Origin of the sequence: Desulforamulus aquiferis, assembly GCF_030577015.1 — a bacterium.
In the GTDB taxonomy this organism is placed as follows: Bacteria; Bacillota; Desulfotomaculia; order Desulfotomaculales; family Desulfotomaculaceae; genus Desulfotomaculum; species Desulfotomaculum aquiferis.
This window is the reverse complement of the sequence record NZ_JARPTC010000016.1, coordinates 12985-33707: the sequence shown is the minus strand read 5'-3', so window position 1 is coordinate 33707 and position 20723 is coordinate 12985. Positions and strand designations below refer to the sequence as shown.

The following is a 20723-nucleotide window of genomic DNA, read 5'->3' as shown; positions in this document are numbered from 1 at the left end:
ACGATGTTTACTCGAAGGCGGCCCATTTTTGCCCGAAGAGAGCGATTAGCGCTGTCCACTGCGGAGAGAGGAATCGTGAGGGATTATTAAAACCCGAATATAGGTAGTTCTCGACAATCTGAAAGGTTCTGGCTTTTGCCAGAACCTTTCCTCTACTGTTCAATATCCAACCTATATAATTTTAGAGGACGTCCAACAGGGCCATATTGCATATCCACATTTACCTTTCCACATCTTTCCATGAAGTCCAGGTAACGTCGTACGGTAACTTTAGTAAGCTTTACTGCCCTGGCTATTTCCGATGCAGATAGACTACAATCCTTTTCTTTCATGTAGTTTAAAATTTGGTTAAGTGTTACTTCATTTAAGCCTTTGGATAGCTCCCCCCATTGCTTTTCCCTGTTGACATTCCTTTTAATACAATTGCTGCATTCCTCTTCGAGAAAGCTACTATCGGCACCTGAAGCAATTTGCTTTGCCACAGGTGCATTTATTTGCGTAGCCTTATTAATTTGATAATTTAGGGCCTGGACCCACTCTCCCATTTCTTTTATTGATCTGGCCAGTTCACCTATTTCATTATTACTATCAATTTTGGTTGGGTAATATAGAGAACAGAAATCCCCCTTTGTAAACTTTTGTGTCTCTTCAGTAAGTAGTTTAAGGGGTTCTGTAATTACCCTTTTTGTAAAATAAATTGCTCCAAAGAAAACCATTATGGTCAAGGCTATACCAATAAGGGCCATTCTGGTTAGTGAATCTACAAACAGAGTATCATAAAACTTTTTAGAAATTCCAACATAAAACATTCCAATAATGTTGCCATTCTGATCAAGCAAAGGCTTGTAAGCCGTCTGATATCGCTGTCCGACCACTTCTGCCTCACCAAGATATTCCTTCCCTTCAGTAAGCACTTTCTTAGCAACTTCCTCAGATGCATGGGTACCAACTGCCCTTTCCCCATTTTCTTTCTTAACTGTTGTGGCTACCCTTGTTTTGCCTAAAAATATGGTAGACGTATTACCCGTCAAACTGCTTATATAATCAACAATTTCATTATTATTGTTAATTCTTATGTTCCCTTTATAAAGGAAACCATCTTCCTCCCTCCAGGGTCCCGGATACTTAAAATTTATTAGTGCCTCCCCGGTGGATAAGTCGCTTTTAGCCTTGGTTATACAGGCCAAAACTGCAGTGTCTTTTATTTGCATGCCAATGGCAACCATAATACTCACTGCTAATATTAAAGTTGAGGCAACTACAAGCACAGTAATTTGATGTTTTAATGACTGCATGCGACCACTCCCTGTCCCCTTTAAAACAATTCAATATATTTAACACAATTTATGTGAATTGCATAACTTTCTTTTATTATTCAACTAAATAATTATGAATTTTTTAAATACCTAGCCGCGGCCATATTTTAATACTACAATAACAATTGTGCAATAATTTGTAAATTTAGAATATTAAAAAAATAATTACAAAATTAGTCCCTTAATTTTGTCAATCTCTATTAGCTATTCTATTGCAATGACAATGGTTTTGTAAATTAAAATAATTAAGTAAATTTTTATTTAAAAAAACTTTCTAAATAGTTTTTATATTGCAGGAATTTTCACAAAAGCAAAGAATAACCTTTAATAAAGGGTTAGTGATTGTGCTCCTTTTCATAACTTTAGCAAATCTATTTATTACTACCCGGTGCAAGGTAAATACGTACTACTTGTGCGGATAAAATTACAGCGTTGGGAATGGTCAGAAGTTGCTTATTACGCACATTCTGACCATTTTTCCTTTTCCTAAACTATTTAAATAAATAACTAAAATAAAGGAGGAAAGTGCATGGAAAACCTCACTGTAAAGCCAAAGTCAGTAACAAGACGGGGCTTCCTTAAAATGATCGGGGGAGTTGGGCTGACCGGAATAGCAGTTACTATTTCTGGCTGCAGTCAGGAACCAGCTGGTGGAAAAGGGTGGCTGCCACAGCAGTATCAGGTGGCCAGCTCTTGGCCCGTTCAGGTAAAAGGGCGTATACCCATTGACCCCTACAATCCCTCAATAGTAAGGGACGATAAAAAGTGTATCCTATGTGGTCAATGCATTGAGGTCTGTGAACGTATCCAGACGGTTTATGGCTATTACGATTTACCAATTAAAGATGACATTACCTGTGTCAATTGTGGTCAATGCACACTATGGTGCCCAACTGCTGCTATTACCGAGCGGGATGAAATTGATAAAGTATTGGCAGCCATAGAGAATAAGGAGCTTCATGTAGTGGTGCAGACAGCACCTGCTACCAGGGTTGCCCTGGGTGAAGAATTTGGGATGGCCCCAGGGAGTATTGTTGAAGGTAAACAGGTTGCCGCATTAAAGAAGCTTGGATTTGATGCTGTATTTGATACTAATTTTACTGCAGACCTTACCATCATGGAAGAAGGTACAGAATTAGTTCGTCGTGTCACAGGAGATCTGCCTGCTCCACTGCCCCAGTTTACTTCCTGTAGCCCAGGCTGGGTCAAATTCTGTGAGTACTTTTACCCTGATTTGTTGGAGCATATGTCCTCCTGTAAATCTCCCCAGCAAATGCTGGGAGCATTAATTAAAACATATTACGCCAAGGAAAAGGGTATTAACCCGGAACAAATCTTTTCTGTATCAATAATGCCTTGCACTGCCAAAAAGTATGAATGCAATCGCCCTGAAATGAATGATGCCGGACATCATGATGGAAAGCCTGAGATGCGAGATGTTGACGTAGTTCTGACCACCCGTGAATTAGCCCGCATGATAAAAAGAAAGGGTATAGACTTAACAGCCCTTGCTGACGCCAAATATGACCCCCTTATGGGAGAAGGTACTGGAGCTGCTGTAATCTTTGGTGCTACCGGAGGAGTTATGGAGGCTGCAGTTCGCTCAGCTTACTTCTTAATTACAAGTCAAAATCCACCGGAAGCTTTATTTAACCTCACACCCGTAAGGGGCCTACAGGGTGTTAAGGAGGCCTCCTTAGAAGTGCCTGGCGTTGGTCAGGTTAATGTGGCGGTATCCCACGGTTTGAGTAATGCCAGGGTTATTTTAGATCAGCTAAGAGAGGATAAACGCCAGGGACTTCCTCCCAGGTATCATTTTATTGAGTTCATGAGCTGTCCTGGAGGCTGCATTAGTGGAGGTGGACAGCCAAGAACATCACTCCCACCTTCTGATGATATACGTAAGGCCCGTTTAGCCAGTACCTATCAAATAGACGCCCAGATATATAAAAAGCGGCTGAGTCATGAAAATGCTGAAGTAGCATTGATTTATGAAAAATTCTTAGGGAAGCCAAACAGTCATTTAGCCCATGAATTACTGCATACAGAATACGAAGATCGCAGTAAACACTTAACCCCAAAGAAAAAAGTTTAATGTAATTCTCAGGAGGTGAATTAAATGGCAAAGGGTGTACTGGTTGACCTAACAAAGTGTGTAGGGTGTGGAAGCTGTACTGTGGCCTGTAAATTGTGGAATGACATAAAATTTGATTCAAGCCCTGCAGTAGGAGAGCAAGTAAAACTAACCGATAAGAATTGGACCGTTGTAAATTTTAATATGGTTCAATCACCGGAAGGAACTCCGGTATTTAGATTTGTTAAGCAGCAATGCCTGCATTGTCAAGATCCTGCCTGTGCTTCAGCATGTTTTGCCAAGGCACTGCAGAAAACTGAGGATGGGCCAGTAATCTACTATCCTCACCTATGTGTTGGATGTCGCTATTGTATGATTGCCTGCCCCTTTAATATTCCTAAATATGAGTGGGATAAGGCTTTTCCATTGGTAACTAAATGTCAAATGTGCTCCACTAAGGTGGAGAGGGGTGAGTCACCCGCTTGTGTTTCAGTTTGCCCCGCCGGAGTATTTACCTTTGGAGATAGGGATAAAATCCTTGCTGAGGCTAAGTCAACCATTGCTAAGGACGGCAGGTACATTAAAGAGGTTTATGGAGAAAAAGAAGTTGGTGGTACATCCTGGTTATATATTTCCGACGTTCCCTTTGAACAGTTAGGCTTTAATACTAATCTTGGAACCACTCCCCTATCTACCTATTCCCACGACTTCCTTAAATACACACCTATAGTTGCTGTTAGCTGGGGTGTAATATTGACAGGATTATACCATTACACCAAGCGTCGCAACGAAATTTCTAAAGACAAAAATATTAAAGCCTAGAATATTATAAGGGGGGATATAAATGGCAACTCAAGGCTGGAGTTTTAAGATGACTCCCATAAGAAAGTTATTGATTCTTTTGGCAATTATTTGTACCGTTGTAGCAATTTTTCGTTTAGTCACCGGGCTAGGTATAGTCACAAATCTAAGTGATGAATGGCCCTGGGGACTTTGGATCGGCTTTGACGTTCTTACAGGTGTTGCATTGGCCGGTGGCGGATACTTTACTGCCATTATAGTTCATGTTTTACACAAGGATAAATACCATGCCATAGCTCGCAGTGCCATGTTAACTTCTTTACTGGGATATTTACTGGTAATGGCAGGCTTATTCCTTGATATTGGCCAGTGGTTCAATTTCTGGAGGCCCTTTGTATCCTGGGGTCATACTTCTGTATTATTTGAAGTTTTCTGGTGTGTATCCTGTTATACCACCATTCAGGTGTTGGAATTTGGAGAAATTTTCACGGAGAAGGTTGGTGTAAAATGGCACAATGCCTTTAAATCTGCCATGCCCTTCCTATTAATCATTGGTATTATCTTTCCTACCTTGCACCAATCTTCCCTAGGTGGATTGTATCTGGTGGCGGTGCATAAGTTGTATCCCCTTTGGTGGTCTACAATGATTCCCTACTTCTTTTTAATCTCCTCATTCTTTGTCGGACCAGCCATGATTTGTGTGGAATCCACCTTGGCCGGGCGTGCCTACAATCATAAAGTTCCTGTAGATGTTTTAAGGGGTTTAGCAAAGATCGGCGGTTACTTTATGTTACTGTACTTGGCCCTAAAGATTTTTGACCTTTCCAGCCGCAATGTCTGGAACCTGGTCTTTGCCGGTAACCTTGAGGGCAACTTGTTCCTGGCTGAGTTAGTACTTGGCGTTATAATACCAATCCTCATTGTCTTTACAGGCGCTGGTGCTACCCGTTCTGGCTTGTTTATCTACGGCCTGCTGGTCAGCGGAGGTGTTATTCTAAACCGGATGAATGTAGTCTTTACTGGTATGTCTGGCTCCACCGGCGGCTGGTACTTCCCCTCGGTTTGGGAGTGGTCGGTAAGTATTGGCCTAGTTGCCATCGGTATACTTGCCTATTGTTTCATTGTAGAGAACTTCCGAATTATTGATCATGATGACCATAATAAAATTGCAGCATAAATATAACCCCGGGGATTTCCTCCCGGGGTTCTTACTTTTACTGTTAAGGATTAATTACACAAGGCCGATAACTTTCCACCAGGTCATGGCCACCAGAGCCAGAATGAGGACCCCCAGGGGTAGAGCAACCAGACCTGCCTTTGCCATTTGGGAAGGTTTAAAATAACCTGTAGTATAAGATACTACGTTAGGGGGGCATCCCACAACCAGCAGATAGGCGAAGGATGTGTACATTCCAAGGGCCATGGCCACTATCACTGGATTAATACCATTCATTTGTGCTAAAGGAATTGCGATTGGTAAAATAAGAGCTGCTGCTGCCACGTTGGCCATCAGGTTGGTTAACAGTGCTGCAAAGACTCCCATTCCAACAAACAATATCAGCCAGCCTTTTCCATCAATAAGCGGGAAAAATATTTCCTTGGCCAGATAGTCTGCAGCACCACTGGTTCCCATTGCTGTTCCTAGGGCGATGCCGCCACCAAAAACCATCAATGCCACTGCCCACTCTGTCTTATGGTTTAATTCTTCCCAGTTAATTAATCTCATAATTAGTGCCAGTATTGCACCCCCAAAAACCACTATGGAATAATCCTGGCCATGCCAATCCTTAGTAAAAAACCCAAGGAAAACTAGAGCCACAACTATTAGTGCTTTAATCTCTGCTGTGGTGAAGGGCTTTTTTGCCTTCTGTTCTTCAGACAATTCTTTAAAGTGCAGATTGCGATTGGGGCGAAATACCAGGTAAACAGCACACCATACAGCCGGAATAGCTAAAATAGCGGCAGGCATTGCATAAAGGGTCCATTCAAAAAAAGATATATCTATTCCGGTGATATCCTTTAAGAACGCCGCCGAAACCATATTCCGACCGCCCCCCACCAGTGTACCCATGCCACCTGCTGAACAGCTAAAGGGCAGAGCCAATAAAAGGAATGCACCTTCACGACTGCCCGGATGAATATTTGCCGCTTTCATCAGGGGTAGCATAGCCATGATACCAATTGTTGTAGCAGCAACATCATGCATGATAGAGGAGGCAACACCTAACCCAAAACAAGAAATAAAAGAAAACTTTACTATATTAGTTCCCGTATGCCTAAGAATAAGGCGTCCAAGTCTCTCAGTTAAACCCACATGCTCGGCAATAATTGCAATCATCAGGCAGCCAATCACAAAGAACACTGTAGGATTAGCATAACCTGCCCAAACTACCTTTACCTGCTCGATGCCAAGCAATACCATAGCTAAACCTGAAGAGGCCATAACCATCGGAAGTGGAATAGGTTCTGTCAAGAACATTATTAATAATGCAGCTAGCAGTGCTAGGTAAGTATGTCCTTTTTCAGACAGACCCTCAGGAGTAGGCAACATCCATACTGCTACTCCAACACCAATTGCAAGCAATATCAGTAATAGAGTTCTTTGCATAGAATGTCCCTGGGGAGCCTCAGGATAGCCTTGTTTTTCAACCACATGACCTTGCAGTTGAAGTTCAGCTTCAACCTTTGCCATATACATTTCTCCTCTCTTATCTGCTTCCTAATATTTATAATTCTCTTAACTTGTGATTTTTTTAACTTTCCACAAATACAAAGTATATAATTATTATTTTCTAATAGTTATTTTTTCAGTATATTAGTTCCTCCCTATCCTTTAGTTTTATTTGGTATCTGTTTAGTAGTTTATTAATAGGGCTTTGTGTTTTTTCTGTCATTGAAAATTACTTTTACAATTGTCTAATTGGTAAAGTAATTTATTATCACCTCCAATTTTTTCTCAGTTTCTGCCGTCTCCAGAATTTAGAATAAAATAGGCCAACTATCCCCGCATTTTTATTTAGGGATGTTGGCCTATCGTTTTTCGATTCAGCATATGTATTTTAATTTTCTAATCTGAGTGAAAGGTATCACACTTAAAAATTATTGTCAATGAGGTAATCTATATTTTATACTAGAGGTAACGTTCAGCATATATTTTTAATTTTGTCAATTAGCAAGCATTAATATACTATTCCAAAATCAAATTTTTACTTTAAGATCAAGATGTTATGGTTTGTGATATTCTTCTCTATCCTTGCTAAAAAAACCACCATCCCTCATGGACAGTGGTTTTTAATGTATCAAAAGGAAATATAATTATTTAATTAGGGTTATAGGGCATTTGCACAGTTGTATTACCTTCTGGCTTACGCTGCCTAGAAGTATTACCTTAACCTGTCCCAAACCCCTTACTCCCATAACAATATGGTCTACTCCCAGCAGTTCTGCAGTTTCTGCGATTACCTCTCCGGGATCTCCTTCTTTGATAACGGTATTAACAGGAATGCCTGCATTTTTAAATAACCCAGCTGTTTTATGACTGACATCTTCAACTGATTCAGTAAACCAAGCCGCAACTTCCTGTACGCTTAGTACTGTAACCTCAATACTCTTTCTATGGGTGGTAGCAATATCAAGCAAATACAAGGCTGCCCGCATAGAGTTTTCTGAACCGTCTGTGGCTAGCAAATATTTATACATGGTGACCTCCTTCCGGTTATCCTAATATCATTTTACCTAAAGAAGAATAACATCATGTAGGCTGCAAATAACACCATGGCAATTGCTACAGCAGAACTAATTGACCACTGCTTTAGAACGCCAGGGTAAGCCGCCTTTTCTTGCTCTAACCGTTTCTTAGCTTCTTTTCCACCGACCATAGATACAACCAAGGTATCTGCTCCAATCTTGATAGCCCCCAATGGATTCTTCCCAAACCAAATTACAAAGTTGGGGATTTTCTCCAGGAAAATATACCCAAGCTTATTATGGGTCCAGGATACTGGAATAGCAAGGGCTGCAACTACAATTTTTGCTCCCCTTCTGTAAAACCAGTCAGTATCAAGGGTAAGGGTCTCTGTTCTCTTGAGGTACTTCAATAGCATGAAGAAGGCTAAGGCCGAGAACATGAGCAACTGAAGCTGGCTAACAACGTGATCCCCGGTGTACGGTACATAATCAACGGGATACGGAAGAAGTTGGTACAATACCTGGGGATATACCCCGATTAAGATACACATGAAAGATAGGAAGCCCATGGCTACCAGCATGTTTACAGGTAAATCCTTTTCGCTGGGTCTTAACCCGGAATCCTTTGCAAAAAATACAAAGTAAGGGAACTTGATACCAGCATGTAAGAATACACCTGCGGATGCCAGGGTTAACAATAACCATATAATGGTGATATGCTCATGTCCCGCAGCAGATGCAATCATTGACTTGGTGGTAAAACCTCCCGTTAGCGGGAAGGAAGATATTGACGCTGCTCCAACAAGGCAGAATATAAGGGTCCAATGCATGGTCTTATATAAGCCGCCCAATTCGGTACACCTACTTCGGCCGGTCAGATAAAGCACCGCACCTGCAGACATCATCAAAAGTGCCTTATACAAAATATGCGCAAAGGCATGGGATGCTGCACCGTTTATGGCCAGGGTAGTACCTATTCCGATACCTACAATCATAAAGCCCACCTGGTTAATAATACTGTAGGACAATACTCGTCTCATATCATTTTCCAGGATGGCAAATACAATACCATAAATAATCATGGTAATACCAGCCCACATTAGGATCTCAGTACCGGCAAAGCCCCTTGCTAGGGTATAAACTGCTGTCTTGGTAGTAAATGCACTGAGGAATACTGTTCCAATCACAGTACTCTCCGGGTATGCATCTGTAAGCCAAGCAGAAAGTGGAGGAATGGCTGCATTTAATGCAAAGCCAAGCAAGATGAATACTGAGGCCAACCCGTCTAAACCAATTAAGTTGAATTCCAGGGAGCCAGTTTCCGCAACATGCATCAGTATACCTATTAGCAGCAGTAGGCCGCCGAAAAGGTGTACCATGATGTACCTGAAGGCTGCTTTAATGGCCGCCTGGGTATCCCTGGCAAACACCAGGCATACAGATGCAAAGGCCATAATCTCCCAGAAGATAAACAGAGTTAATAAATCTCCTGCAAATACAACACCCAATGAACTACCGGCATAGAGAAACGCTGCCGTAAGCTGCATCTTATCCTTTTCATGTAGTGCAAATATAGCACCGGCAAAGGACATGATCACAAAGATATAGGCAAAAACCATACTAAGTTTGTCTACCCGGGCAAAGGTTAGTTGATACTCCCAAAAATTCAGAACCCAGCTATTGCCCTCTGGCATATTGAGCAGGTTTAAGAATGCAAGACAGGGGAGAAGAATCATATATGCCTGCCTGAGTCTCCCGTTAAGGAAAGGAATCAGAGCCGCCCCTGCTATAAATATAAAGGCAGGCGGTAGAAAGCTAGTCATAGTAATCCTCCCCTTTTTGTAGCCAAAACTTGCCCAGCAGTTTGGAAACTGCAATGATTACTGCACAGGCGAAAAAACCATAGACTGCGAAAAAGGTTGGAAAGGCTGCCCAATGAAAATATGGGTGCTTCTCAATAAATAATTCGGCTATAAGAAGTAACACCAGGCTGGCATAAAATATATAGCGAACTGCTTTCCCAACCTCTGGTCTTTCGAAATATTCCACAATTTTATTCATTTTCGTTCCTGTTTGCCCCCCTGTCTTCCCTATTTACGGTTACTTTTTCACTATTACACCACGAGGGCCACTACCATTTTGGCAAGATCCAGCAGCAGTGCCGGGTAGAAAAACAGTGTGATTGCTCCAATTGCAGTTAGAACCAATGGAACAACTACCATAGGTGGAGCCTCCTGTACTCCCTGCCCATCCTCTTCCGGCGGGTTTTTAAAGAATGCTGCATAGATTATGGGTAAAAAGTAAGCCGCGTTTAATAAAGTACTTAACACAATTACCCCAAGGATAGGAAGCATGTCTGCTTCAATTGCCCCAAGTGTAAGATACCACTTACTAACAATCCCGCCAACCGGCGGTACAGCTATCATGGACAGGGCCCCCACTGTGAAGGCTGCCATGGTAAACGGCATCTTCTTGCCTATCCCATTCATTTGGCTAATATACTTTTTATGCGTAGCCACGTAAATTGCTCCGGCTACAAAAAAGAGAGTAATCTTACCAAAGGCGTGAATGGTAATGTGTATTATACTGCTGGTAATACCGCTTGGTGTTAATAATGCCACCGCGAGAACAATATAAGATAGCTGACTCACTGTGGAGTATGCCAAACGAAGTTTTAAATTATCCTGTCTCAGGGCTATTATGGAAGCAACTATGATGGTGAAGGATGCAAAATAAGCTAATAATGTACCAAGACCGATTTCCTGTAACAAATCAACACCAAATACAAACAGGACAATACGAAGAACCGTAAATACGCCCACCTTAACAACTGCCACTGCATGCAGAAGGGCACTTACCGGAGTAGGCGCGACCATGGCAGCTGGCAGCCAAAGATGGAAGGGCATCATGCCGGCTTTACCTATACCAGCTATAAAAAGGACAAAGATTACGGCTATAACTGCATTAGGAGCAGTCCCGGCCAGTATTCCATGGCTTGCAAAATCCAAAGTACCTGCATAGTTATAGGTTAAAAACATTGCCGGTAAAAAGAATAATATCGATGTACCCAGCAAGTAGGTTAGATATCTTCTCGCACCTTTGATGGCAGCCGGAGTTTCTTCGTGGGCAACAAGGGCGTAGGTACTTACGGTGATTACCTCATAGAACACAAATAGTGTAAATATATTTGCCGCGAAGGCTGCACCCATGGCTGCGGATAAGGCAATGGCAAAGCACATAAAAAATCTTGTTTGAGCATGCTCATCCAGAGACCGCATATAGCCAATGGCATAAACCGAGGTAATAATCCATAGAAAAGATGCAGTTAGGGCAAGGGTCATGCCTAGGGCATCAACCTTGAAGGCTAAATCAAGACCGGGTAATATTGTAGCTAGATGATACTCAATTACCTTGCCTTCCAATATTGTAGGAAGCATTGAAACTACAAGGCCAAATTTAATTAGGGAGGCCAATATGGTCCATCCTTCCCTAAGGTTAGGGTACCTACCTGATACACCTATCAATATTACTGCCAGCAGTGAAACAAGAACTGCTAATCCCGGCCTTGCTGATTCGATTATTTCCAAGTTTATCACCTCTTTACTTTAAAAGAATCACGGCCGCTTTTTCTGCAAGGGAAACAGGTGCATAGGCAAAGACACCGAAAACTATGCATAATACAGCCACTGTAACTGTAGGTATCAACATGGATACAGGAGCATCATTTGATTTAATAGGTGCATGGTGGCAATCATGTCCGTGTCCCCGTTCATGAGTCTCTTCTCCCGGTGCACACTTAAACCAAATATTATCAATTACTCTCCAGAAATAAGCTGCGGTAAGCAGTGAGCTAATTAGGATAATGGGCACCAACCACCACATGCCGACTTCAATGGAAGCAACCGCTAAATACCACTTGCTGACAAATCCTACAGTAAGGGGCACACCAATCATAGAAAGGGCAGCGATGGTGAAGGCCGCCATTGAGAAGGGCATTTTCTTACCAAGTCCTCTGAAGCCTTCTATACTGGTATAACCTGTTCTGTATACTACCGCACCTACCACCAGGAAGAGAGCTCCCTTCATCATAGCGTGGTTTAACAGGTGCATCAGTGAGCCAATCATTCCAGTTACACTCATGAGTGAAATACCCAGTACAATGTAGCCTATCTGCCCCACACTGGAATAAGCCAGCATCTTCTTGATATCTGTCTGTGCCAGAGCAATAATAGACCCTGCCAAAATGGCAATTACCGAGAAGAAAAGTAACGTATACTCAATGTTAAAAGGAACCTGGGCATAAAATTCTGGGTTAAACAGGGTAAACATTACACGAATTAATGCATAGGCTGCTACCTTAGTAGCTGTTGCAGCCATAACCGCACTGATAGTTGATGGAGCATAGGCATAGGCACCGGGCAACCATATATGCACAGGGAAAAGTGCCAACTTAATGCATAGACCCACTAAGAGGAAGGCAAAAGCTGTAAAGATAGCTTTGGTATGATAAAATTCCGGCAGTCTAGCTGCCAGATCAGCAATATTTAGGGTCCCTGTCATTAAATACAGATAGCCTATACCTAGAAGGAAAAAGGTAGCTCCTATGGTTCCCATTACCAGGTAGTTAAACCCTGCAAACAGAGCTTGACGCTTTCTGCCTATAGCTATAAGGGCATATCCTGATATAGATGTGATTTCCAAAAACACATAGATATTGAAAATATCCCCTGTTGCAGCCATGCCCATCAGGCCGGTTACAAATAATAGGTACACCCCATAGAAAATAGGTTTTCTATCTTCGTCAATTTCAATGTTAATGTTGTTCTTGGAGAATATGGCTCCAACAAAAGCCATAAAAGAAACGATCAGCAATACAAAAATATTTAGATAATCAATTACATACTCAATACCCCAGGGCGGCTCCCAGCCACCCATCCAGTAGCTTATACTCCCTTGATCCAATACAGTTTGCAAAAGCGAAAGGGAGATAGCAAAGCATATGAATGTTGTTATGGTCGCGGCATACCAACTTAACACCCTGTTTATTCGGCCAACGATGGGGGTAATAATCGCAGCCAGCAGGGGTATCACTATTAACAGAGCTGGCAAATGTTTAATCATTATGCTTGTTCATCTCCAGTATTTGATCTTCTTCAATGGTCCCATATTCCTTGTAAATTAACATTACAATGGCCAGGGCCACAGCGGTAATACTCACACCCACCACAATGGCGGTTAGCATTAATACTTGAGGAAGGGGGTTATCGTATAGATGTTGTCCCTTCAAGAGGACAGGCGCGGTTCCACCCTCAATTTTGGACATGGATACGAAAAACAGAAGAACAGCCGTTTGAAAGACGTTAAGTCCAATGATCTTTTTGATCAAATTCTGCTTGGCCATTACTCCGTATAACCCAACTGTTAACAGGATTATTACAATCCAATAATTATATTTTGCTAATAGTTCAATCATTGTCATCTCGCCTTACCGTTTCATAGAATAGTGTAATCATTACCGCGGCAACTGTCATACCTACTCCTATTTCAATACCTAGTATTCCATAATGGCTACCTAGCTTAGGATCAGGGAGCAAGGCCCGATACTCAAGGTAGTTCCCGCCCAAGATCAGTGCTAAAACGCCGATACCACCATAAATCAATGCTCCCGAGGAAACCAAGAGATCATTAGTCTTGATAGACATTCTCTTTTGACCTTCTTTTAGGCCAAATACCAAGCAGTAAACTATTACGCTAACTCCCAGGATAACACCTCCCTGGAAGCCTCCGCCTGGTCCCAATTCTCCGTGCGCTATTACATACAGCCCAAAGAGTTGGATAAAAGGTATTAATAACTTAGTTACTGTTTTCTTAATAATGTCTCTATCCTGTTCGGCACCGGCCGGACCCGGTTCCATTTGGTTTACATGTTTATTCATGTACGTGAGCCCGTCCTTTCCTCCGAATCACCTGTGCTCCGTCCCTTTCTGAGCTGCCTTAGAAGTAGAATCAGACAAAAACCGGCGGTGGCAACCACTACAGTTTCACCTAAAGTATCATAACCCCTGTATGAAGCAAGAATTGCTGCAACAACGTTTATCATACCTGTCTCTTCATAGGATTTCTCCAAATAATAAGGTGCAACATGGGCACTAGGCGCAATATTAGGATCCCTCAAATTGGGAAGATCGGCGGTTCCATACAGGAGAATAGCTGCTACTGCAGCGGCAACCAAAAGGGCTGGAATACTGACGGGTTTCTTGCCCTCGTCCACGTATTTTGTACGGCTTAAAACAACCATAAAAAGTACCGTGGAGATGCCTGCCCCCACTGCTGCCTCGGTAATAGCCACGTCAACAGCATTAAGGCGAACCCATTCAATAGCCATAACCAGGCTGTATACTGAAAAAATCATTATTGAACTCATTAAATCTTTTACCAGTAGTACTGCAATGCCACAAACCACCAGAAAAAGCGGAATGGCTATATCAATCATACCTTCAACTCCATAAACGTGATTTTGTGTTAACCATTACCTTTTTGCCTTAACTTTGGCTTTTTTACCGGCAACGCTAGTGTCACAGGATACACCAAATGGGTCTGACTCCCCATACTTGCAGCCCTTTTCCCATGGTTTTACACCCTTCATATAGGCTGCCTTGGCCAAGTAGTGGGTGGCAGTAGGGTTAATGACATAAATCATAGCCATGATAATAAGCAGTTTAAGGCTCACCAGGTTAAATCCTGAGTAAATGATTAGTCCAATTAAAATGCAGGACTGTCCCATGGTATCGGCCTTACCCGCCGCATGCATCCTGGAAAAGAAATCAGGAAATCTGATTACCCCAATGGATGCAACCAGTAATAAGAAACATCCTAAAGCCAGGAATAATCCTGTAAAAATTATTCGAATATCTATATCCATATTTCCCCATCCTGTTGATTAGTAATTATTATCACCTGTCAAAACGGCCAGACTCGACATACTTTAGAAAGGCCAAAACAGCCGTAAAGTTAATCAGAGCATAAACAATTGCAATATCTAAAAAGACATCAGGTCTACCGTACATGAAACCCACCAGGACCAGGATTACTACTGTTTTTGTACCAAAGAAGTTTACTGACATAATCCTGTTAAAAACAAACGGTCCTACCACTGCTCTGTAAAGGACGAGAACTGCAGCTAAGACTATAGTGACTGTTGCAATTTCAAACATATTACCCATGCTGCTTACTCATCTCCTTCGTTCCGCCCTCAATTTCTTTAACTCTTGCCTGCATATCACCTGACAACAAATCCTGGGCAGTTTTACTTGATACTGCATGAACTATATATTCATTCCTATCAGCATCTATTGTAATTGTACCAGGAGTCAAGGTAATGGAGTTAGCAAGAAGTGTGATACCCATATCGGTCTTTAAATCGTGCTTAAATCTCACTATGGTTGGTTCAATGGGCATTTTGGGATGCAGGACAAGGTATATTAGATGCAAGTTGGACAATACAATCTGCCAGGCTAACCATGGGATATATTTAATCATACGGAAGATTCTCCCTATGTCTGGTCCCTTCTCCATCTTGCCTATTAACAAATCATGTGACCAGTAGGCAACCAGTAAACTGGATATTACCCCTAGTATTAGCAATAGTGGTATTGTCTGTCCGGATAAACTAAACCAAAATACAAACATTAAAATCGCAGTTAGTAAAAAACTAAGCATATTTCCCCTCAACTCACAATTTTTTTGTTATTTTTGTCACTTGCGCCAGAATATTTTCCGTTAACTTTTTTGTTGATGGCAATAGTATTCTTAGAAATACCTCTCCCCAAAAGCATCCCCCCTATTGTATATTCCACCAAAAAAAACCCTCACATTATACTATAGTATTTTCGTTTTATAAGCAACCCTTTCCTTTTTACATCTATTAAGATAGGAAGACAAAGGTTTTTGTCACTACGTTCTATAAAAAAAATTATGACAACTATTCGACAGTTATGCCTAGACTATTATGAAGCCCCGGTAATTCCCGGGGCTTCATATTTACTTGTCTCAATTTTAGCAAGCTTATAATTGAGGTTATTTTTTTTAGTATATTACATTTTTATACTAAACCAATAATTTTCCACCAAGTCATGCCAATGATAGCCATAATAATTACCCCCACGGGCAAAGCCACTATACCCGCCTTCATTAAATCAGACGCCTTAAAATAATTGAAACTATAGGCAACTACGTTAGGCGGACAACCAATAACAAGAAGATAGGCGAAGGAAGTGTACATTCCTAAAGCCATGGCAACTATCACCGGGTTGATGCCGCTCATTTGTGCCATGGGGATAGCAATGGGCAAAATCAGTGCAGCTGCTGCCACATTGGCCATCAAATTTGTAAGCACAGCAGCGAAGAACCCTAATCCTACAAACAGCACCAACCAACCCTTGCCTTCAACTAGCGGAAATAACTGAGCTGCCAAATATTCCGCAGCACCACTGGACCCCATAGCAGTACCAAGGGCAATGCCGCCACCAAAGACCATAAAACATACTGCCCACTCAGTCTTTTCTTCAAGCTGTTTCCACGGAATCAAATCAAGAACAAGCATTAAGATAACTCCAGTTATAACTACTATAGAGTAATCCATACCATGCCAATTCTTCGTGAAAAATCCCCCAAAAACAAGGGCTACCACAGCTAAAGCCTTAATTTCTTTAGCAGTAAAGGGTTTCTTTGCCAGCTGCTCTTCAGTTAAGGGCTTAAAGTGTATCGTTCTATCCGGCCGGAATACCAGGAACACAGCTAACCATACGGCAGGAATTGCCAACATGGCAGCAGGGTAAGCATAAATGGCCCAGTCAATAAAGCTAATTTCTATACCGGTAATATCCTTTAGGAACGCCGCTGATACCATATTTCTGCCACCGCCCACCAGAGTCCCCATTCCACCGGCCGAGCAGCTGAAGGGAAGGGCGATCATTAAGAATATGCCTGTTCTACTGCCCGGATGAATACCGGCGGCCTTCATTAAGGGCAGCATAGCCATTATTCCAATGGTAGCAGCAGCAATATCATGCATAATGGCAGAGGCTAAACCCAGACCCATACAGGATATAAATGAAAATCTAACCACATTGGTTCCAGTATATCTTAAAATAAGATTTCCCAGCCTATCAGTAAGTCCCACGGTTTCGGCAATAATGGCAACCATTAAACAGCCAAGAACAAAAAACACAACAGGGTTGGCATAGCCTGCCCATACCGTCTTAACATCATCAATACCCAAAATAATAAGTCCTAAACCGGAGGTAGCCATTACCATAGGCAATGGAATAGGCTCAGTTAAAAATAAAACCAAAAGACCCGCCAGTAGGGATAGATACATATGACCCTTGGCAGATAATCCTTCTGGAGTTGGAATCATGTAAACTAAAACACCTACTAAAAGGGCCAAACCTAGCAAAAACAATTTTCTTTGCAAAGTGGGGCCGGGGCCTTGGATTTCAATGCCATGTTCAGCTTTTTCCACTGCAAGTTCCCCTGCTTTTTGCACTATCATAACCCCCCGTTCCAGAATATAGTCACCTTAAAAGAATAAGTATTATTAATAATTAACTGGTTTGTTCTATTTATCACTTAGTCCTCCAAAAAAGATACCTTGGTGTCCACCCCCTTCCATACCAAGGTTTAAATACTTTTACTCATTTCCCACAGGCACACTTTTTCTGTTCATGACCACAAATCCTCATCAAGCCGTTGACTAAATCATTAATCTTTTCGGGTGTTAAATCCTCAATATTCCCAAGGTTACCTACAACTCTTTGCTTGACCTTTCCATCTTCTCTGTAATTCTTAATAAGCTTTACGTATGCATACTCCTTACCGTTGACGCGAGTTATTATTTTGCGGAAAAACATAGGCGTCACCCTCCCTATATTTTTGTTTATTTGTTAATTGGCTATTGCAACCAATTACTTTCATTTTTCTTGGCACTACAAATTTCAAAAAATAATAGGCCGATTTAATCTTACTTATCTGAAGCAAGATTAAATCGGCCTATCGTTGTTCGATTCAGCCATTAATTTTTTACTATGCATGAAAGGTACCAAATTAAATTTATATTGTCAATTAGTTAGCTATATTATTCCTAATAATTATAATTAAATACTTGTTAGTCACCAGCCTCTGGTTTTCTTTGGCGCTGAACTTTAGGTTTAAGGGGTTTATCATCAAGCCTAATTGTTTTTACTGCCTCATATATAAGAACAGGTTCACCATTCTCTACTCTAATCTTCATATCGCCCCAACTGAGTTCACGAATAAATAAAATTAATTGTTTTTCTTTGTTGCTTAATCCCCGTGCATTCCGTTCTTCTGCCATCTCTGGAACCTCCTTGAAGCACCGCCTTGGAAGTTAGCTTGTGCCGCAGTCAAAACCTTGTATTCTCTTAGCTGAAATCACAATTAGTATTTCATAATCTATAGATATAAATGCCCTTGTTAAGTTTGTAAAACAAAAAAATAATAGGCTAATTCCCCTGCAAATTGCAAGGTTAAAAGCCTATCGTTGTTCGATTCGGCCAAAGGTAATCTTGCTTGAAAATTATCAAATATCCTCTTTTTTGTCAATCAAATCTAAAGTTAATTGCCAGCATAAATAAAAGCTCTAAAGCTCTGAACCCAAGGCCCTCCGCAAGGTCACCTTTAAATCATCCAAACGAAATGGCTTTGATACATAGGCGGTGGTTCCTTTGGCCATTGAATCCGTTGCCGTAGTAATACTATTATACCCTGTCATAAATATCACCGGCAGCTCAGGCCATCTCTGTCTAATTTCCTCTAATACCTCAAGTCCGGTCATGCCCGGCATTTTATAGTCTAACAATACTACTGAAATATTCTCTTCAGACAATATCCTCAGACCATCTTCACCATTATCAGCCTTAACAATGTGGTAGCCTTCCTGGGCCAGCCCCTTCTCCAAAGCCCAGTGCATTTCAAGTTCATCGTCTATTATTAATATTCTATTACCAGGCATTCACCAGTACCTCCTTGCATTATTTAGTCTACACACAACCGGCAGTCAATATGCTTTTTACACAATTCATTAATTATGATATTATGTAGTTTTATTGATAATCAGGAAAACAAAGGGTGAACTTAGCTCCATTACCTGGGATACTCTCTACCTGCATGGTTCCCCCATGGCTCTCCACTATTTTTTTACTTATGGCTAACCCTAATCCACTGCCCCCGGCTTTTTTTGAGAAGAAGGGTTGAAATATCTTTGAGATATCTTCAGGCTTTATTCCCTCACCTGTATCTGAAAATGCAACACAGGCAGTATTTTCACCCACAAAGGTTTCGATAGTTAGCGTTCCTCCCTTTGGCATAGCTTGGATAGCATTAATGATTAAGTTTATAAAGGTTTGGGTCAACTTTTCTTGGTCGCCCCTAATATTAGGTAAAATATTACTAGTAACAACTTTAAGCTCAATATTACTCTTCCTAAGCAATTGCTCTGTTTGTGCGGTTACGGTTCTTACCAACTCCCTCAGATCAAAGGGGTCCATCTTCACTTGAGTGGGGCTGCCAAAGTTCAGTAGTTCAGTGGTAAGTCGGCTGTGGCGGTCTAATTGTTTTTGAATCATCTCTACACACTCTTTTAAGTCCGACTGATTCTTGACCCTCGGTTCCATTAGATCGACGGTGGTCTGGATAATGCTAACCGGACTCCTTAATTCATGGGCAATGTCCGTCACAAACCTCCCCAGTTCGGATAAATATTCTGAACGTCGCAATTGTTCTGCCATATGCTCCTTTTCCGAGAGATTAGCTGCCATCCTATTAATAGCCTTTGTTATCTGGCCCATTTCACCTGACATATCCGGCAAAGAATTGTTCAGATCCTTTTCCAGGCTCATAAGCCCGTCCTTAATTCTACTTACCTTTTTAACCCATGATAAAACAGAAAATATAGTGGCCCCAACCCCAAAACCAAATACAATCAGGGTAAATACCAAAAGTATTTGCCTGGCCTTAGCACTTTGAGCAAAAACCGGGTGCATTCTCTCCTGGGCCCATACAACAGCCACCAGCTTGGAGTCAACATTTATAGGCACCAAGTACTCAAGAAATCTATCATCCCATGTTTTTCCTAATTTCGATATTGGAAGCCCTCCGGCCACAGCGGCCTTGATGCCAGCAGCCGTCTCATTATAGATTCTCTGCTCACGGGTATTAGGACTTTCTCCACCGGGAGGCCGATTGTCATGCAAATAGCCCCTAATATAAATCTCGTCCTGCTGAACGACATATAACCCAATCCTTACCCCTTTATTTATATCTAAAATTGGCTCGGTAGCATCTTCAAAGGCGTTTACCAGGGTCTGGGACAGATTCACTTCGGGCCTCTCCTCTAATTGTTCCTCAACTTGATTCTGTATCTGGGAACTCATTCTGTCAACAATACGTGTTAGTTTTGTTTCAAGATCCTGAACCAAGACATCATCAGTTTTAGATATATATGCAATATCAAAAGCCATAATCATGACCGGAACCAATAATAGTATAGAAACTATCGCCACGACCTGGAATCGAAAGCTCTTTGGCCAAAATCCAGACATGATTCTCTTCCTCCAATATAAATCTAAATAGTTTTATAGTAATAACCATTCTAACATATTAATGAACTACCCCATAGAAAAAATTGCATATTTTCATTCAGCTTAGGGGTGTAGCTAGTTGACCCTCTTTTGTTTTTATGCTAGTATTTAATCAAATTAACTTAATACTTGCAAGGTCAAATCGAACAACGATAGACCAAAGTTTCACAATCCCGTTGAAACTTT

Annotated in this window: 20 protein-coding genes and 1 pseudogene; 3 read left to right on the top strand and 18 right to left on the bottom strand. The window is 41.4% G+C overall.

Going from position 1 to position 20723, the window contains the following annotated elements:
• Positions 1-152: 152 nt before the first annotated feature.
• Positions 153-1295, bottom strand: a complete 1143-nt coding sequence (locus tag P6N53_RS10995) for a cache domain-containing protein (RefSeq protein WP_304543069.1) — start codon at positions 1293-1295, stop codon at positions 153-155.
• A 550-nt stretch (positions 1296-1845) separates the two neighbouring features.
• On the opposite strand from P6N53_RS10995, the gene P6N53_RS10990 reads away from it, so the two are divergent.
• The 3 genes from P6N53_RS10990 to nrfD are packed head-to-tail and all read left to right on the top strand — an operon-like array spanning position 1846 to position 5368.
• The gene (locus tag P6N53_RS10990; protein WP_304543068.1) at positions 1846-3411 is read left to right on the top strand and encodes a [FeFe] hydrogenase, group A; all 1566 of its coding nucleotides are present in this window, start codon (positions 1846-1848) and stop codon (positions 3409-3411) included.
• Positions 3412-3435: 24 nt separating this feature from the next.
• Positions 3436-4212, top strand: coding sequence for a 4Fe-4S dicluster domain-containing protein (locus tag P6N53_RS10985; protein ID WP_304543067.1), 777 nt, complete (start codon positions 3436-3438; stop codon positions 4210-4212).
• 22 nt (positions 4213-4234) lie between these two features.
• Positions 4235-5368, top strand: coding sequence for an NrfD/PsrC family molybdoenzyme membrane anchor subunit (gene nrfD / locus P6N53_RS10980; protein WP_304543065.1), 1134 nt, complete (start codon positions 4235-4237; stop codon positions 5366-5368).
• Between the two features lie 54 nt (positions 5369-5422).
• On the opposite strand, the gene P6N53_RS10975 is transcribed toward nrfD, so the two are convergent.
• The 17 genes and pseudogenes from P6N53_RS10975 to P6N53_RS10895 all read right to left on the bottom strand — a co-directional run bounded on the left by P6N53_RS10975 (position 5423) and on the right by P6N53_RS10895 (position 20498).
• Positions 5423-6883: an SLC13 family permease gene (locus P6N53_RS10975; protein ID WP_304543062.1), complete on the bottom strand. Its 1461-nt coding sequence runs from the start codon at positions 6881-6883 to the stop codon at positions 5423-5425.
• Between the two features lie 623 nt (positions 6884-7506).
• A complete protein-coding gene (locus tag P6N53_RS10970) occupies positions 7507-7890 on the bottom strand; it encodes a universal stress protein (protein ID WP_304543060.1) in 384 nt (127 codons plus the stop codon).
• Positions 7891-7922: 32 nt separating this feature from the next.
• A complete protein-coding gene (locus P6N53_RS10965; protein ID WP_304543058.1) occupies positions 7923-9701 on the bottom strand; it encodes a Na(+)/H(+) antiporter subunit D in 1779 nt (592 codons plus the stop codon).
• Positions 9694-9939: a hypothetical protein gene (locus tag P6N53_RS10960; RefSeq protein ID WP_304543056.1), complete on the bottom strand. Its 246-nt coding sequence runs from the start codon at positions 9937-9939 to the stop codon at positions 9694-9696. The genes P6N53_RS10965 and P6N53_RS10960 overlap by 8 nt, the downstream gene beginning before the upstream one ends.
• Before the next feature lie 53 nt (positions 9940-9992).
• Positions 9993-11465, bottom strand: a complete 1473-nt coding sequence (locus P6N53_RS10955) for a monovalent cation/H+ antiporter subunit D family protein (RefSeq protein WP_304543054.1) — start codon at positions 11463-11465, stop codon at positions 9993-9995.
• Between the two features lie 13 nt (positions 11466-11478).
• Entirely contained in the window at positions 11479-12999 is a 1521-nt protein-coding gene (locus P6N53_RS10950; RefSeq protein ID WP_304543052.1) for a monovalent cation/H+ antiporter subunit D family protein, read from the bottom strand.
• A complete protein-coding gene (locus P6N53_RS10945; protein WP_304543051.1) occupies positions 12992-13351 on the bottom strand; it encodes a cation:proton antiporter subunit C in 360 nt (119 codons plus the stop codon). The genes P6N53_RS10950 and P6N53_RS10945 overlap by 8 nt, the downstream gene beginning before the upstream one ends.
• Positions 13344-13814, bottom strand: a complete 471-nt coding sequence (locus P6N53_RS10940; protein WP_304543049.1) for a Na(+)/H(+) antiporter subunit B — start codon at positions 13812-13814, stop codon at positions 13344-13346. Before P6N53_RS10940 ends, P6N53_RS10945 begins: the two co-directional genes overlap by 8 nt.
• Positions 13811-14371, bottom strand: coding sequence for a DUF4040 domain-containing protein (locus tag P6N53_RS10935; protein ID WP_304543047.1), 561 nt, complete (start codon positions 14369-14371; stop codon positions 13811-13813). Before P6N53_RS10935 ends, P6N53_RS10940 begins: the two co-directional genes overlap by 4 nt.
• Positions 14372-14407: 36 nt before the next feature.
• Positions 14408-14800 (bottom strand): monovalent cation/H(+) antiporter subunit G, encoded by a 393-nt coding sequence (mnhG, locus tag P6N53_RS10930; RefSeq protein ID WP_304543045.1) that lies wholly within the window; start codon positions 14798-14800, stop codon positions 14408-14410.
• Between the two features lie 31 nt (positions 14801-14831).
• Positions 14832-15101 carry an MrpF/PhaF family protein gene (locus tag P6N53_RS10925; protein WP_304543043.1) on the bottom strand — a complete coding sequence of 90 codons (270 nt, stop codon included), beginning with the start codon at positions 15099-15101 and terminating at the stop codon, positions 14832-14834.
• Positions 15094-15597 carry a Na+/H+ antiporter subunit E gene (locus P6N53_RS10920; protein ID WP_304543041.1) on the bottom strand — a complete coding sequence of 168 codons (504 nt, stop codon included), beginning with the start codon at positions 15595-15597 and terminating at the stop codon, positions 15094-15096. The genes P6N53_RS10925 and P6N53_RS10920 overlap by 8 nt, the downstream gene beginning before the upstream one ends.
• Positions 15598-15979: 382 nt before the next feature.
• On the bottom strand, positions 15980-17425 hold the full coding sequence (locus tag P6N53_RS10915) for an SLC13 family permease (protein ID WP_304543039.1): 1446 nt from the start codon (positions 17423-17425) through the stop codon (positions 15980-15982).
• 181 nt (positions 17426-17606) lie between these two features.
• Positions 17607-17789: pseudogene (locus P6N53_RS10910) on the bottom strand (IS1634 family transposase N-terminal domain-related protein); the annotation flags it as partial.
• 254 nt (positions 17790-18043) lie between these two features.
• Positions 18044-18253 carry a hypothetical protein gene (locus P6N53_RS10905; RefSeq protein ID WP_304543035.1) on the bottom strand — a complete coding sequence of 70 codons (210 nt, stop codon included), beginning with the start codon at positions 18251-18253 and terminating at the stop codon, positions 18044-18046.
• A gap of 285 nt (positions 18254-18538) precedes the next feature.
• Positions 18539-18910, bottom strand: coding sequence for a response regulator (locus P6N53_RS10900; RefSeq protein ID WP_304543033.1), 372 nt, complete (start codon positions 18908-18910; stop codon positions 18539-18541).
• 91 nt (positions 18911-19001) lie between these two features.
• Positions 19002-20498 carry an ATP-binding protein gene (locus tag P6N53_RS10895; RefSeq protein WP_304543031.1) on the bottom strand — a complete coding sequence of 499 codons (1497 nt, stop codon included), beginning with the start codon at positions 20496-20498 and terminating at the stop codon, positions 19002-19004.
• Positions 20499-20723 lie beyond the last annotated feature (225 nt).